General features: G+C 59.8%; 16 protein-coding genes. 12 read left to right on the top strand and 4 right to left on the bottom strand.

What is annotated here, in order from left to right:
- Nucleotides 1-25: 25 nt before the first annotated feature.
- Nucleotides 26-544 (bottom strand): FxsA family protein, encoded by a 519-nt coding sequence (locus GA0061101_RS03605; RefSeq protein WP_034510816.1) that lies wholly within the window; start codon nucleotides 542-544, stop codon nucleotides 26-28.
- Nucleotides 545-690: 146 nt separating this feature from the next.
- Between GA0061101_RS03605 and GA0061101_RS03600 the strand changes: the two genes are divergently transcribed.
- The 5 genes from GA0061101_RS03600 to gyrB all read left to right on the top strand — a co-directional run bounded on the left by GA0061101_RS03600 (nucleotide 691) and on the right by gyrB (nucleotide 6,037).
- The gene (locus GA0061101_RS03600; protein ID WP_037195599.1) at nucleotides 691-1,392 is read left to right on the top strand and encodes a Tim44/TimA family putative adaptor protein; all 702 of its coding nucleotides are present in this window, start codon (nucleotides 691-693) and stop codon (nucleotides 1,390-1,392) included.
- Nucleotides 1,389-2,507, top strand: coding sequence for a murein transglycosylase A (gene mltA, locus GA0061101_RS03595; RefSeq protein WP_092573057.1), 1,119 nt, complete (start codon nucleotides 1,389-1,391; stop codon nucleotides 2,505-2,507). The genes GA0061101_RS03600 and mltA overlap by 4 nt, the downstream gene beginning before the upstream one ends.
- Entirely contained in the window at nucleotides 2,507-3,091 is a 585-nt protein-coding gene (locus GA0061101_RS03590) for a Smr/MutS family protein (RefSeq protein WP_047637619.1), read from the top strand. The genes mltA and GA0061101_RS03590 overlap by 1 nt, the downstream gene beginning before the upstream one ends.
- Nucleotides 3,088-3,453: a helix-turn-helix domain-containing protein gene (locus GA0061101_RS03585; RefSeq protein ID WP_047637617.1), complete on the top strand. Its 366-nt coding sequence runs from the start codon at nucleotides 3,088-3,090 to the stop codon at nucleotides 3,451-3,453. The genes GA0061101_RS03590 and GA0061101_RS03585 overlap by 4 nt, the downstream gene beginning before the upstream one ends.
- A gap of 148 nt (nucleotides 3,454-3,601) precedes the next feature.
- The gene (gene gyrB / locus GA0061101_RS03580; protein ID WP_092573056.1) at nucleotides 3,602-6,037 is read left to right on the top strand and encodes a DNA topoisomerase (ATP-hydrolyzing) subunit B; all 2,436 of its coding nucleotides are present in this window, start codon (nucleotides 3,602-3,604) and stop codon (nucleotides 6,035-6,037) included.
- 64 nt (nucleotides 6,038-6,101) lie between these two features.
- Here the strand turns inward: gyrB and GA0061101_RS03575 are convergent, their stop codons facing one another.
- Nucleotides 6,102-6,701 carry a nitroreductase family protein gene (locus tag GA0061101_RS03575; RefSeq protein WP_037195580.1) on the bottom strand — a complete coding sequence of 200 codons (600 nt, stop codon included), beginning with the start codon at nucleotides 6,699-6,701 and terminating at the stop codon, nucleotides 6,102-6,104.
- 83 nt (nucleotides 6,702-6,784) lie between these two features.
- Nucleotides 6,785-7,084, bottom strand: a complete 300-nt coding sequence (locus tag GA0061101_RS03570) for a DUF2218 domain-containing protein (RefSeq protein WP_092573055.1) — start codon at nucleotides 7,082-7,084, stop codon at nucleotides 6,785-6,787.
- Nucleotides 7,085-7,244: 160 nt separating this feature from the next.
- Between GA0061101_RS03570 and GA0061101_RS03565 the strand changes: the two genes are divergently transcribed.
- The 7 genes from GA0061101_RS03565 (at nucleotide 7,245) to GA0061101_RS03535 (ending at nucleotide 13,908) form a co-directional block, all read left to right on the top strand.
- Nucleotides 7,245-8,198 carry a glutathione S-transferase family protein gene (locus GA0061101_RS03565; RefSeq protein WP_092573054.1) on the top strand — a complete coding sequence of 318 codons (954 nt, stop codon included), beginning with the start codon at nucleotides 7,245-7,247 and terminating at the stop codon, nucleotides 8,196-8,198.
- A 65-nt stretch (nucleotides 8,199-8,263) separates the two neighbouring features.
- Nucleotides 8,264-9,682 carry a pyridoxal phosphate-dependent decarboxylase family protein gene (locus GA0061101_RS03560; protein ID WP_092573053.1) on the top strand — a complete coding sequence of 473 codons (1,419 nt, stop codon included), beginning with the start codon at nucleotides 8,264-8,266 and terminating at the stop codon, nucleotides 9,680-9,682.
- Between the two features lie 149 nt (nucleotides 9,683-9,831).
- Complete coding sequence (locus tag GA0061101_RS03555) at nucleotides 9,832-10,674, top strand: fumarylacetoacetate hydrolase family protein (protein WP_037196131.1); 843 nt, start codon at nucleotides 9,832-9,834, stop codon at nucleotides 10,672-10,674.
- 302 nt (nucleotides 10,675-10,976) lie between these two features.
- Nucleotides 10,977-12,254, top strand: a complete 1,278-nt coding sequence (locus tag GA0061101_RS03550) for a polyhydroxyalkanoate depolymerase (RefSeq protein WP_092573052.1) — start codon at nucleotides 10,977-10,979, stop codon at nucleotides 12,252-12,254.
- A gap of 31 nt (nucleotides 12,255-12,285) precedes the next feature.
- Nucleotides 12,286-12,525 carry a hypothetical protein gene (locus GA0061101_RS03545; protein WP_141694044.1) on the top strand — a complete coding sequence of 80 codons (240 nt, stop codon included), beginning with the start codon at nucleotides 12,286-12,288 and terminating at the stop codon, nucleotides 12,523-12,525.
- 89 nt (nucleotides 12,526-12,614) lie between these two features.
- The gene (locus tag GA0061101_RS03540; protein ID WP_092573051.1) at nucleotides 12,615-13,055 is read left to right on the top strand and encodes a DUF2852 domain-containing protein; all 441 of its coding nucleotides are present in this window, start codon (nucleotides 12,615-12,617) and stop codon (nucleotides 13,053-13,055) included.
- A 91-nt stretch (nucleotides 13,056-13,146) separates the two neighbouring features.
- Nucleotides 13,147-13,908, top strand: a complete 762-nt coding sequence (locus GA0061101_RS03535; protein WP_037195567.1) for a M48 family metallopeptidase — start codon at nucleotides 13,147-13,149, stop codon at nucleotides 13,906-13,908.
- Between the two features lie 48 nt (nucleotides 13,909-13,956).
- Here the strand turns inward: GA0061101_RS03535 and GA0061101_RS03530 are convergent, their stop codons facing one another.
- The gene (locus GA0061101_RS03530; RefSeq protein WP_047637612.1) at nucleotides 13,957-14,388 is read right to left on the bottom strand and encodes a winged helix-turn-helix transcriptional regulator; all 432 of its coding nucleotides are present in this window, start codon (nucleotides 14,386-14,388) and stop codon (nucleotides 13,957-13,959) included.
- Between the last annotated feature and the right edge of the window lie 36 nt (nucleotides 14,389-14,424).

Genomic DNA, 14,424 nt, shown 5'->3' with positions numbered 1-14,424 from the left:
CCCCGGCGCTTTTTGGACCGCTGTTCTAGTCCTCGAGCCGCTTCTGATCGGACCAGGGCGAGTTGCGCTTAGGCTCGCGATGGAAATCGGTTTCGTCGAGATCGACGACCGTTCCGGGTTTGCTTGGCTGAGCCTGCGGACCGGCGCCCGGTCCTTGACCGCGACGAAAGGCGCGGGAATTGCCGACGACGACGATACGGTTGCGCAGGATCCTCCAGGCGAGATCGCGCACGGCCGGAATGAAAAGCAGCAGGCCGATGATATCGGAGATGAAGCCCGGCAGCATCAGGAAGAAGGCCGCGATAACGATCATGGCGCCATGCACCATCTCGCGGCCGGGATCGCCGCCGTTGCGGCTCTCGGTCGAGATGCGCTGGAGAATGCCGATCCCCTGAATTCTCAAGAGTGCCGCACCGAGGAGGGCGCTGAGGATCACCAGCCCCAGCGTCGCCCAGACGCCAACCATCTTTCCGACGACGATGAAGCCGGCGATTTCCGCGAGCGGCATCAGAAAAACGAAGATAGGTAGAAGCGATAGGCGCATGTTATCCTGGTCCTGAACGCGGGTTTCTCGGCATAAGCGTTAGTTGAACGCGCATAATAAAGAAACTGGTCCGCTATTTGAATGATAGATGGATGCAGACTATATGGGGATTGAAACTTTAATTTTAACGGTGGTTCCGATACGAGATGGGTGCAAACGACTTTGTGACGATCTTTTTCCTGGTGGCAGCGGTGCTGATCTTCTTTCAGTTGCGCAGTGTCCTTGGCCGCCGCACGGGGAATGAGAAGCCGCCGCGCGATCTCTATGGTTCCGCCGATCCGGTGAATGGCCCGACGCCGCCGGATGCCGGCAAGGTGGTGACCTTGCCGCGTCGCGACACGGCGGAAGAGGAGGATCGCTTCGCCGCCGTCGACGCCTTCACCCCGGCCGGCACGCCGCTCAATGATTCTCTGCGCGAAGTGAGCAAGACCGATCCCGCCTTCAATCCGAAGGAATTCGTCAATGGCGCCCGCATGGCCTATGAGATGATCGTCATGGCTTTTGCAGATGGCGATCGCAAGGCCTTGAAGGGATTGCTTTCGCGCGAGGTCTATGACGGCTTCGACGCAGCAATCGCCGATCGCGAGGCCAAGGGTGAAAAGGTCAAATCGACATTCGTCGGCATCGATAAGGCCGATATTCTCAGCGCCGAGATCAAGGGAACCGAAGCCTTGGTCACCATGCGCATCGTCAGCCAGATGATTTCGGCGACCTACGACAAGGCCGGCACGCTGATCGACGGCGACGCCGAGGCCGTGGCCGAGGTCAGCGACCTCTGGACTTTCGCCCGCGACACCCGTTCCCGCGATCCGAACTGGAAACTTGTGGCGACCGAATCTGAACAATGACGAGCCCATTGCAGGATTTCAGACTGGAACCGGCAACCTTCGCCGATCTGAAGGGCTGGAAGGACGACGATCCTTCCAGCCTTTTTCGCGCCATGAAGGACTGTCGAAACCATATCCGCGACGTAAAGCCCTACCGCACCGGCGCTGCCGGGCTGACCGCCGATGAACTTCTGGTTCTGCTCGATGCGGCCGAAGATTGGGAACCACGCGATGCGGCCGAGGCACGTGCCTTCTTCGAAGAGCATTGCCGGCCCTTCTTCATTCGCCGTGGCGATGGCGCCAAAGGGTTCGTAACCGCATTCTTTGAGCCGGAGATCGAGGTTTCGGCCACACCGGACGAAACCTATCGCTATCCCTTCTACCGGCGACCGGATGATCTGATCGACCTGGACGACACCAATCGGCCTGCGGATCTCGACCCGTCCTATATGTTCGGACGCCTCCGCGACGGTGCGATTTCAGCCTATCCCGATCGCGGCGAGATCGATCGCGGTTATCTTGAGGGCAAGGGGCTGGAGATCGCCTGGGCGAAATCCAAGGTCGACGTCTTCTTCGTGCACGTGCAGGGGGCTGCTCGCCTGTGCTATCCGGATGGGCGCATGGGCCGCATCACCTATGCCGCCAAGGCCGGGCATCCCTTCTCGGCGGTCGGGCGCCTGCTCATCGAGCGGGGTGTGCTCGACCGCGCGACGATATCCATGCAGACGATCCGCGACTGGCTCTATGCCCACCCACGGGAGGTCGACGAGGTTCTCTGGCACAATCGGTCCTATATCTTCTTCCGCGAGGCCGATGTCAGCGACCCCACGCTCGGTCCGATTGCCGCCGCCAAGGTGCCTCTGCTTGCCGGCCGGTCCCTTGCGGTGGATCGCCAGATCCATACCTTCGGCTTTCCCTTCTTCATCCGCTCGGAAAGTCTCACTCATCTTGATGCCGGCAAGCCTTTCGCGCGGCTGATGCTGGCGCTGGATACAGGCTCCGCCATCGTCGGGCCGGCGCGCGGCGATATATTTACCGGTTCGGGCTATGATGCCGGGGAGCTCGCCGGCACAGTGCGCAATGACGCCGATTTTTATATATTCATTCCAAAGGCGGCGGCGCGAAGGTTCGGCTGATGGCCTCGGAACGAAAGAACAAGGAGCATAAGCTCAGCGCGGAGGACCGCATCCTCTGGGGCAGGGTAGCCAAGAGCACCCGGCCCATGGCCGGCCGAATGGCCGATATGGAGGCTTTCGAAGCAGCGCTGGCAGCCGAAGCGGAGAGCGAGGAAGAGGCCCACGCCGCAAAGGCGGGAACGGCTCCGATGCCAACCGACCCGCAAAATGTGCCGACGCCCGCCAAACAGCCTTCCGGCCGCCACCACCAGCTCGAACGTCCGGTCAAGCGCAAGATCGCCAAGGGGCGGCTGGCGCTGGAGGCCCGGATCGATCTTCACGGCCTCATCCAGAGCGAGGCGCATGGCATGCTTCTGGATTTCCTCCTGCGCGCTCATGGCCGCGGGCTTCGCCATGTGCTTGTCATAACAGGCAAGGGCAGCTCCATGGGCAGCGAAGGGGCGCTCAAGCGCGCGGTACCGCTCTGGTTTTCCAAGCCGGAATTTCGCTTTCTGATCTCTTCCTACGAGACGGCGGCGCAACATCATGGTGGCGACGGCGCGCTCTATATCCGCCTGTCGCGCCTGAAGGGGGACAAGCCTTGACCCCCTTCGGCGAAGCGGTGAGAAAGCTCAGGCTGCGCAAGGGCGTCTCGCAAAAGGAAATGGCGGCCGCGCTGAATGTGACGCCGGCTTATTTATCCGCCTTAGAACACGGAAAGCGCGGGACACCGACCTTTGATCTGCTGCAGCGCATCGCCGGATATTTCAACATCATCTGGGACGAAGCCGAGGAATTGTTCCTGCTGGCGCGCTTTTCCGACCCTCGCATCGTCGTCGACACGTCGGGGCTTGCACCTGAATATACGGCCTTCGTCAACCACTTGGCCGGCAAGATTCGCAATCTTGACGCAGCAACGATACAAGAGCTATCTCGAGTTCTCGAAAATGGCGGCAAATCAGGCTGAAAAGCGCCTCAATCCCCTGTTTTATACCTGATTTAGGGGCCTTCCGTTTGGAAGTTCGGGGTGAAACATCCTATATTCAGGGAAAGAAAAACCGCTGATTCGTCAGTGATCGGCGAGATTCTCTAAACACTGGAAAGACTTCAATAAAATGACCGATATATCCGTAACCGAAAACGGCGGTAACGCCGAGTATGGCGCAGACAGCATCAAGGTTCTGAAGGGCCTTGATGCCGTGCGCAAGCGACCCGGGATGTATATCGGTGACACGGATGACGGTTCGGGCCTGCATCACATGGTCTACGAAGTCGTCGACAACGCCATCGACGAGGCGTTGGGCGGCTATGCCGACATCGTCACGGTCACCCTCAATCCCGATGGATCGGTGACGGTAACCGATAACGGCCGCGGCATCCCGACGGATATCCATACCGGCGAAGGTGTTTCTGCGGCCGAAGTCATCATGACCCAGCTTCATGCCGGCGGTAAGTTCGACCAGAATTCCTACAAGGTCTCCGGCGGCTTGCACGGCGTCGGCGTTTCCGTCGTCAACGCACTGTCCGTCTGGTTGAAGCTGAAGATCCGCCGCCAGGGCAAGATCAATGAAATGAGCTTCAGCCACGGCGTGGCCGATGCGCCGCTCAAGGAAACCGGCGATGCCGGCAATGAGACCGGCACCGAAGTCAGCTTCATGCCGAGCTCTGACACCTTCACCATGACGGAATTCGATTACGGCACGCTGGAGCATCGCCTGCGCGAGCTTGCTTTCCTGAATTCCGGCGTGCGCATCCTTTTGACCGACAAGCGTCATTCCGACATCAGGCAGGAAGAGATGCTCTATGACGGCGGCTTGGAAGCCTTCGTCGCCTATCTCGACCGCGCCAAGAAGCCGCTGGTCCAAAAGCCGGTGTCGATCCGCAGCGAGAAGGACGGCATCACCGTCGAAGTCGCCATGTGGTGGAACGACAGCTACCATGAAAACGTGCTCTGCTTCACCAACAACATCCCGCAGCGCGACGGCGGCACGCATATGGCCGGCTTCCGCGCCGCGCTGACGCGCCAGATCACCTCCTACGGCGAGTCATCCGGCATCACCAAGAAGGAAAAGGTGACGCTGACGGGTGACGATTGCCGCGAAGGCCTGACGGCTGTGCTGTCGGTCAAGGTTCCCGATCCGAAATTCTCCTCGCAGACCAAGGACAAGCTGGTTTCCTCGGAAGTCCGCCCGGTGGTCGAAAGCCTCGTAAACGAAGCGCTCGGCACCTGGCTCGAAGAGCATCCGTCCGATGCGAAGGTACTGGTCGGCAAGGTTGTCGAAGCCGCTGCCGCCCGCGAGGCCGCCCGCAAGGCGCGCGAGCTGACCCGGCGCAAGGGCGCTCTCGATATTGCCTCGCTGCCCGGCAAGCTCGCCGACTGCTCGGAACGCGATCCCGCCAAGTCCGAAGTCTTCCTCGTCGAGGGCGATTCGGCAGGCGGTTCGGCCAAACAGGGCCGTTCGCGCGAAAATCAGGCGATCCTGCCGCTACGCGGCAAGATTCTCAACGTCGAGCGCGCCCGCTTCGACAAGATGCTCTCGAGCCAGGAAATCGGCACGCTGATCACCGCACTCGGTACCGGTATCGGCAAGGACGAATTCAACGCCGACAAGCTGCGCTATCACAAGATCATCATCATGACGGATGCCGACGTCGACGGCGCCCATATCCGTACCCTGCTGTTGACTTTCTTCTTCCGGCAGATGCCCGATCTCATCGAACGCGGCCATCTCTATATTGCCCAGCCGCCGCTCTATAAGGTGACGCGCGGCAAATCGGTGCAATATCTGAAGGATGAGAAGGCGCTGGAAGAATATCTGATCGCGCAGGGTCTTGACGATGCGAGCCTCAGGCTTGGCAATGGCGAGGTGCGCGCAGGACAAGATCTGCGCGAGGTTATCTTCGATGCGCTGCGCCTGCGCACGCTGCTCGACAATCTGCATTCGCGCTACAACCGCGATGTCGTCGAACAGGCGGCGATTGCCGGCGCGCTCAATGCCGAACTGGTCAGCGATCGGGCGCGGGCCGCGGTGCTCGTTGATGACGTCGCCAAGCGGCTCGATATCATCGCCGAGGAAACCGAACGCGGCTGGACCGGCCTCGTGACGGATGAGGGCGGTTTGCGCTTCGAGCGCATGGTGCGCGGCGTCAAGGAAGTCGTGCTTCTCGACATGGCGCTGATCGGTTCGCAGGATGCACGCCTCATCGACCAGCTCGGCGTCCGGCTCAAGGAAACCTACATCGTGCCGCCGAAGCTCGTGCGCCGCGATGGCGAAACCGAGATTTCCGGCCCGCGCAAACTGTTGGAAACGATCTTCACCGCCGGCCGCAAGGGTCTTACCATGCAGCGCTATAAGGGCCTTGGCGAAATGAATGCCGAGCAGCTCTGGGAAACGACACTGGATCCGAATGCGCGCTCGTTGTTGCAGGTCAGGGTCGCGGATGCGAACGATGCCGACGGCTTGTTTGCCCGGCTTATGGGCGATGAGGTCGAGCCCCGGCGCGAGTTCATTCAAGAAAATGCGCTAAGCGTCGCCAATCTCGACATCTGATCTCTGTCACGAGAAACAAAAAGGCCCGCCAGAACATCTGGCGGGCCTTTTCAATTGATATCAATTACTTGGCGATAAACGTGCCATTGAAGGCAACCTCGGAAAGCGGATTGCGATGGTTCGGCACTTCGCGCTCCCTCAGCTTTTCCGGCAGCTGGTTTTTGTCGCCGATCTTGCCGATCGCAACAGCGGTCTCGACGCGGAACCCTTCAGGAATACCGAGAACCTCGTAGGACTTCTCGACATGGAAGCCGCCCATGCCGTGGGCTGCATAGCCGGCTAGATGTGCCTGCATCGCCAGAAAGCCCCAGGCAGTGCCAGCATCGAAGGAGTGGCTGTAGCTGGGCTTCTGCTCGGCGGAACCGAGTTCGCCGCTATGGGTGCGCGAGATGACGAAGAGCAGCGCCGCAGCGGATTTCGCCCAGCCCTGGTTGAATTCGATCAGAAGATCGAGGAACTTGTCCCAGTTCTCCGAACCGCGCAGGGCATAGACGAAGCGCCAGGGCTGCAGGTTCGAAGCGGATGGCGCCCAATGGGCAGCCTCCAGAATGGTCAGCAGATCCTTTTCCGGCATGGTCTCATTGGAATAGGCGCGCGGCGACCAGCGATCGAGGAAGATCTTATCGATCGGATACTGCGATTCGCGATTGTTGCTTGATGTCATTGGGGCTTCTTTCCATCAGTGGGAACCAGTTGCGGGTCTTTTTGCAGGGATTTCGTGGTTGGCCATCAACATATGAGGCGTGTCTATACTCGGCTCTCGTCGGCAGTCCAGATCACATCGAGCTCTTCGCGAAATGCAAAACGCTTGAGGTGATCGGCAACAACTGCCTGCATGCGTTCGAGATCCTCGGGCTTTTCGACACTCAGCGTCATGATCAGGTTGGTGGGATTGGCCGCCAGCCCAAGAGAGGCTTCGGCGCTGAAAGGCACCTTCCCGGCCGTTTCATTGAATTCCACCTCAAATCGGTGGCTCCAGTGCTTGCAGAGCTGCTGCAGATAGCGACTGGCATGCTCTGTTTTCACTGACGAGACGGATGCGGGCATGGGATGCTCCAGTAAACTTGAACAGAAGACACGTGTTTCCATACATAGATCCTTCCGCATTCGCCAGGTAGACAGACTGTTTCAAGTTTGCGTTATTTCGGCGAAATCCTGTTTCGCTATGCTGTCGCGGAAGAGAACACTCGAGACTGGAGACGCAACCTTGCTGGTGAACGGGAAATGGACTGAGGATTGGCAGCCGGTCCAGGCCAAGGATGAAAAGGGCGGCTTCGTCCGCCAGACCTCGAGTTTCCGCAGCTGGATAACACCCGACGGCCGACCGGGACCGACGGGCGAGCGCGGATTCAAGGCGGAGGCCGGCCGTTACCATCTTTATGTCGCGTTGATTTGCCCCTGGGCGTCGCGCACCCTGATCGGCCGCAAGCTGAAGGGGCTTGAGGATGTCATTTCCGTCTCGGTGGTCGAACCGGCGCTGACCAAGCAGGGCTGGCGTTTCGGAGATTATCCCGGCGCGACAGACGACCCGGTCAACGGCGCCACCTATATGCATGAGATCTACACCAAGGCCGATCCGCTCTTCACGGGCCGCGCCACCGTGCCGGTGCTTTGGGACAAGCGGACCGGCACGATCGTCAACAACGAATCATCAGATATCCTGCGTATGCTGAATGACGGTTTCGGCGATCTCGCCCAGAACGACATCGATCTTTATCCGACCGGCAAGCGCGAGGATATAGACCGCTTCAACGCGCGGATCTATCCGGCCCTCAATAACGGCGTCTATCGCGCCGGCTTCGCGACGACGCAGGTCGCCTATGAGGAAGCTTTCCATGGCGTGTTCAAATGTCTCGATCAGGTTGAGGCCGAGCTGGAGGGCAGGGACTACCTCTTTACCGACCATCCGACCGAAAGCGATATCAGGCTGTTCGTCACCCTCGTCCGTTTCGATGTCGCCTATCACGGCCTCTTCAAGTGCAACCTCCGCAGGCTGTCGGATTATGCCAATCTCCGGTCCTTCTGCCGCCGCATGTTCGACTGGCCTGGGATCGCCGAGACGGTCAGCTTCGATCACATCAAGCGCGGCTACTATTCGGTGACGGCGCTCAATCCGAGCGGTATCGTGCCGCTCGGCCCTGCACTCGAAGAGCTGTTCTGATACTCGACCGCCCCCAAAAACCCGTCTAAGGTCCGCCTCGTTTTGATGGAATTGGGAGGACCGTTATGAATGGGGAGGAGTTTCGGCGCTGGTCGGAAAAGGCCGCGAATTGGGGTGCGGATTATCGCGCATCGCTCCGGGACCGGCCCGTGCGGGCGCAGACGGCTCCTGGCGAAATATCCGCGCATATTGCCGATTCCCCACCGGAATCCGGCGAAGCGATGGAGGATATCTTCAAGGATTTCGAGGATATCCTCGTTCCCGGCATGACGCATTGGCAGCATCCACGCTTTTTTGCCTATTTCCCCGCCAATGCCGCCCCGGTCTCGGTGATCGCCGAATATCTGGTCAGCGCCATTGCCGCGCAATGCATGCTTTGGCAGACCTCGCCTTCCGCCACCGAGTTGGAGACCAAGGTGGTCGACTGGCTGGGTCAAGCCCTCGGCCTGCCTGACAGTTTCACCGGCGTCATCCAGGATTCGGCTTCAACCGCAACTCTTGCCGCCGTTCTGGTCATGCGCGAGCGGGCGCTGGACTGGCATGGCAACAGCCACGGACTCGCTGCAAACAAGGCGGTGCGGATCTATTCTACCGATCAGGTCCATACGTCAATCGACCGCGCCATCTGGATTTCCGGCGTCGGCGCGGAGAACCTAGTGCGCATCCCCTCCGCCGGTCCGAACAAGGCCATGGATCCTCAGGCGCTTGCCGCTGCGATAGAGCAAGACCGCGCCGCCGGATTGCTGCCGGCCGGTGTTATCGCCTGCGTTGGCGGCACCAGCGTCGGCGCCTGCGATGATATCGCTGCTGTCGTCGATGTGGCGCATGCCCACGGACTTTACGTGCATGTCGATGCCGCCTGGGCGGGCTCCGCCATGATCTGCCCGGAATTCCGTGAGCTGTGGCAAGGCGTCGAGCGGGCCGATTCCGTCGTCTTCAATCCGCATAAATGGCTTGGCGCGCAATTCGATTGCTCCGTCCAGTTCGTTCGCGAACCGGAAACGCTGGTGCGGACGCTGGCGATCCAGCCCGAATATCTGCGTACCCATGGCCATGACGGCATCATCAACTATTCGGAATGGTCGGTGCCGCTTGGCCGGCGCTTTCGCGCGTTGAAGCTCTGGTTCCTGCTGCGCTATCACGGCCTGGAAGGGCTGCGGGGGATGATCCGCAATCACGTCGCATGGTCGCAGAATCTGGCTAAGCGCCTGGTGGCCGAACCCGATTTTGAGATTGTCACCCAGCCGTTTCTGTCGTTGTTTTCGTTCGATCACAAGGCGCCCGCGGGCGCCGATCAGGAAAGCCATACGCAGCGCCTGATTGCCGCGATCAACAATGACGGCCGCATCTATCTAACGCAGACCCGCGTTGCCGGCCGCCTGGTCATTCGCTTTCAGGCCGGACAGTTCGAAGCGACAGCGGAAGATATCGATATGGCTTTTGCTGTCATCGTCGAAATCGCCAGAGCATTGCCCCCGGTCTAGAAAAACTGTTGTTCCCACGCGGAACGCCGGAGCATGCTATGCTCTGAAATCGATTGATGACACTGGTAAATAATTCGTTCATATATGGTGTCACCAATCTTGGCTTTGAAAGCAATCTCGTCTTTGAAAAATGCAGGGAAGGAAAATCCATGAAATTGTTGCGTGTAGGGCAAGCCGGAAAGGAAAAGCCGGCACTTCTGGATAGCGACGGCAAGATCCGCGATCTCTCCGCGCATGTCGCCGATATTGGTGGAGAGGCCATTTCGCCGGCTGGTCTCGCGAAGATCGCCGCTCTCGATCCGAAGAGCCTGCCGGAACTGGCGGAAGGCCGCATCGGCGCCTGTGTCGCCGGCACCGGCAAATTCATCTGCATCGGTCTGAACTTTTCCGACCATGCCGCGGAAACCGGTGCCACCGTGCCGCCGGAGCCGATCATCTTCATGAAGGCAAGCTCGGCCATCGTCGGCCCGAATGACAACGTGCTGATCCCGCGCGGCTCGGAAAAGACCGATTGGGAAGTCGAGCTCGGCGTCGTCATCGGCAAAAAGGCGAAATATGTCAGCGAAGCCGATGCTCTCGATTATGTCGCCGGCTATTGCGTTTCGCACGATGTTTCCGAGCGCGCTTTCCAGACGGAACGTTCGGGACAATGGACCAAGGGCAAGTCCTGCGACACCTTCGGTCCGATCGGCCCGTGGCTGGTTACGAAGGACGAGGTTGCCGACCCGCAGAACCTCGGCATGTGGCTAAAGGTCAACGGGAAGACGATGCAGAACGGCTCGACCAAGACCATGGTCTATGGTGTTGCCTACCTCGTATCCTATCTCAGCCAGTTCATGTCGCTGCATCCGGGTGATGTCATCTCCACCGGCACGCCTCCCGGCGTCGGCATGGGCATGAAGCCACCGCAATATCTGAAGCCGGGCGATGTCGTCGAACTCGGCATGGAAGGCCTCGGCACGCAGCGCCAGACCTTCCTCGCAGACGCATGAGGCCTTGAGGCTCAGGAACTTTAATCTTTTGAGATCATTGTTGATGCCGGAGAAGCGATTCTCCGGCGTTTTTATAGGTAAAACTCTCTGCAGTTATGTTGCCCCCCAACAAAAACTGCTAGACTGGTTAGTAAGAGCTTAAAGGATGGAGATTGCGCCTGAGGAGCCGCAATCATCCTGCTGCGCAGCGCAACCGGAGGAGCGCCGCAATGAAAGCAGCGACATATGAGGCGCATGAGCTTTTGAAAATCTATGTGATTTGCAAGTTCGCGCGCCGGCATCTCGAAAGGTGACGCCCCCAAATGTTTTATCAGTTTTACGAACTCAATCATGCCGCCCTCGCACCCTTCCGCGCCGCTGCCGACATGATGCGCCTGGCCTCTGCCAATCCCCTTAATCCGCTGTCGCATACCATGCTTGGCCGCACGTTGACGGCAAGCCTCGAAGTCTTCGAGCGCACGACCAGGCGCTATGGCAAGCCGGAATTCGGGCTTCATGAGACGACGATCGACGGCAAGCCGGTTTCGGTGCACGAAAAGATCGCCTGGAAGAAGCCGTTCTGCGATCTCATCCATTTCGAGCGCAGCCTGCCCGCCGGTCACGGCATCGATCCGCGCATCCTGATCGTCGCGCCGATCTCGGGCCACTATGCGACACTGCTGCGCGGAACCGTGGAAGCCCTTCTGCCGGGCGCCGATATCTACATCACCGACTGGATCGATGCCCGCATGGTGCCCATGACCGAAGGCACCTTCGATCTGGAGGATTATATCGATTACGTCATCGAGATGCTGCACCATCTCGGGCCGGACACGCATGTCGTTGCCGTCTGCCAGCCGTCCGTGCCGGTTCTCGCGGCCGTTGCGGTGATGGAGGCGGCCGGCGATCCTCTGGTGCCGGCGTCGATGACGCTGATGGGCGGCCCGATCGATACGCGCATCAATCCGACGGCGGTCAACAAGCTGGCCAAGGACAGGCCGCTCGAATGGTTTGCCGACAATGTCATCATGAATGTCCCCTGGCCGCAGCCGGGCTTCATGCGGCCCGTCTATCCCGGCTTCCTGCAGCTTTCCGGCTTCATGTCGATGAACCTCGATAGGCACATGATCGCCCACAAGGACTTCTTCGTGCATCTCGTCAAGAACGACGGCGAGCCGGCGGAGAAGCACCGCGATTTCTATGATGAATACCTGGCTGTCATGGATCTGACCGCGGAATTCTATCTGCAGACCGTGGACCAGGTGTTCATCAAGCATGCGCTGCCCAAGGGCGAACTCATGCATCGCGGCCGGCCGGTCGATCCTTCGGTGATCCGCAATGTCGCGCTGCTGACCGTCGAGGGCGAGAATGACGATATCTCCGGCGTCGGCCAGACCATGGCGGCGCAGACCATCTGCACCGGCATCCCCGATCATATGCGCATGCATTATCTGCAGCCGGACGTCGGCCATTACGGTGTCTTCAACGGCTCGCGCTTCCGCCGCGAGATCGCGCCGCGCATTTTAGCCTTTGCCCGCGAGCATGCCCGCACCGGCCGGCCGGTCGTCAAGCGGGTGATCAAGGGCGGGAAATCCGCCTGAGGAGCATGATCCAAAAAAGGCGCAGCGATTTTTGGATGAAGATCATGCAAAATCAAATAGTCAGAGCGTGATGACGTCCGAAAAGAACGTCATCACGCTCTGGCAGCGCAAATTATTAGCTTTTGTTGAATTATCCGCGCGGATTCAAGGGCTTGTCCGATTCCGCTTGAATATGCCATTGAAGGCTCACGAAGAGGTTACCATCTCGATTCCAGCGGTTTCGAAGATGATCGGGCCGTTTACCGCGCCGCGCGTCCTTGGAACGCGCTGAGATGCAGTAGAGCTTTAAAAAATGCGCAGAAGCCTTTCCGTCGATCGGTGTTGGTCGAGGGGCGATGCGCCGTGCGAGGATACCTCACGATGAACCAATCTGCATTGCTACGCCCGGATTGGACTCCGGCTACTATTGCCCTGATGGTGCTTGGCTTCGTGGTCTTTTGGCCGCTGGGCTTTGCCATGCTCGCCTATATTCTCTTCGGGGAACGTTTGCGGGATTTCAAAAGGGATGTGAATGAAAGGGCCGACGGCATGTTTGCCGGCTGCGGCCGCCATCGCGGCCGTCACCGTCATTCCTTCTCCACCGGCAACGTCGCCTTCGACGACTGGCGCAAGGCGGAACTTGAGCGCCTCGAGCAGGAGCGCCGCAAGCTGGACGAGATGCGCGCCGAATTCGACAGCTACGTGCGCGAGCTGCGCCGCGCCAAGGATCAGGACGAGTTCGACCGCTTCATGCGCGAGCGCAACAGCGTCAAGCGCAATGACAACAATGGCGGTCCGGCGACCGAATTCCAGACGCCGTGACCGAGGCCCTGTAACGCAATCGAAACCGGCATCGGGCGATGCCGGTTTTTCTTTGCCAGATATCAGCCCGAATCGTATAAAACTGCCTTCCATGTTTCCGCTTCTATCCAGATCCCGCAGAGCGTCTGCCGAACCACCCGCGCCGGAAACGCGCACCCTGAACGTCGCCGGCCGTCTGATGCCGCTGACGATCCGCCAGCATGAGCGGGCGACGCGCATCACGCTTCGGATCGAGCCGGGCGGACGCTCGCTGAAGATGACCATTCCGCGCGGTCTTGCGGCACGCGAGGTCAATGCCTTCCTCGACCGGCATCAGGGCTGGCTTTTGACAAAGCTCGCCAAATTCACGACGGACAGCAGCCTGCGCAGCGGCAGCGAAATCCTTCTGCGCGGCGTGCGTCACCGGATCGAGCACACAGGTACCCTGCGCGGTCTCACCGAAGCCATCATCGTGGACGGCCAGCCGGTGCTGCGTGTCAGCGGTCTGCCGGAACATGCCGGCCGCCGCATCGCGACTTTCCTGAAGAAGGAGGCACGCGCCGATCTCGAAAAGCTCGTGGCGGTGCACGCCGGAACGATCCGCGCGCCTGTCTCCTCCATCACCATGAAGGACACCCGCAGCCGTTGGGGCTCTTGCTCTTCCCAGGGAAACCTCAGCTTCTCCTGGCGTATCGTCATGGCGCCGCCGCTGGTCATCGACTATCTCGCCGCCCATGAGGTCGCGCACTTAAGAGAAATGAACCACGGCCCGCGCTTCTGGGCGCTCTGCCGCAAGCTCTGCCCCGGCATGGACGATGCCAAGGCCTGGCTGAAGCGCCATGGCAGCCAGCTGCACGCGATCGATTTTGATTGAGCAGCCGTTATCGGCTAAAGGCTTCTGGCCCCTTTCGCGTGATGTGGCTCATTCGGGTGCAGCGATGCGAATCGGCCGTGTGCCGATCGGAGCGCCGGTTGCACGGTCGATCATGACGGGATCGATCTCCGTCCCGGTCTCGGCGTCGAAGAACCGGGTTACACCGTCTGCATTGCGGTGCTTTCGCCCCCACGCGCCGATCGCAAACAGGACAGGCAGGAAGTCCTGGCCCGCTGCAGTCAATATGTACTCATCCCGCGGCGGCCGCTCCGAATAGCGGTGCTTCTCCAGCAGCCCGTCCTCCGTGAGCGCTGCAAGCCGACGGGTCAGGATCGTCGGGGCGATGCTGAGGCTCTTGCGGAATTCATCGAATCGGGTGAGCCCGGCATGGGCGTCCCTTAGGATCAGCATGCTCCATGCGTCCCCCACCAGCGCGAGGCTGCGGGCAATCAGGCATGATTGGTCTGAAAGATTCTGCATGTTAGTATCTTTTTGATAGTGACTTAGTTTCGAAAT

The organism is Martinezella lusitana (genome assembly GCF_900094565.1).
Classification (GTDB): domain Bacteria; phylum Pseudomonadota; class Alphaproteobacteria; order Rhizobiales; family Rhizobiaceae; genus Rhizobium; species Rhizobium lusitanum.
The sequence above is the reverse complement of the archived record's forward strand: the minus strand, read 5'-3'. Positions and strand labels throughout refer to the sequence as shown.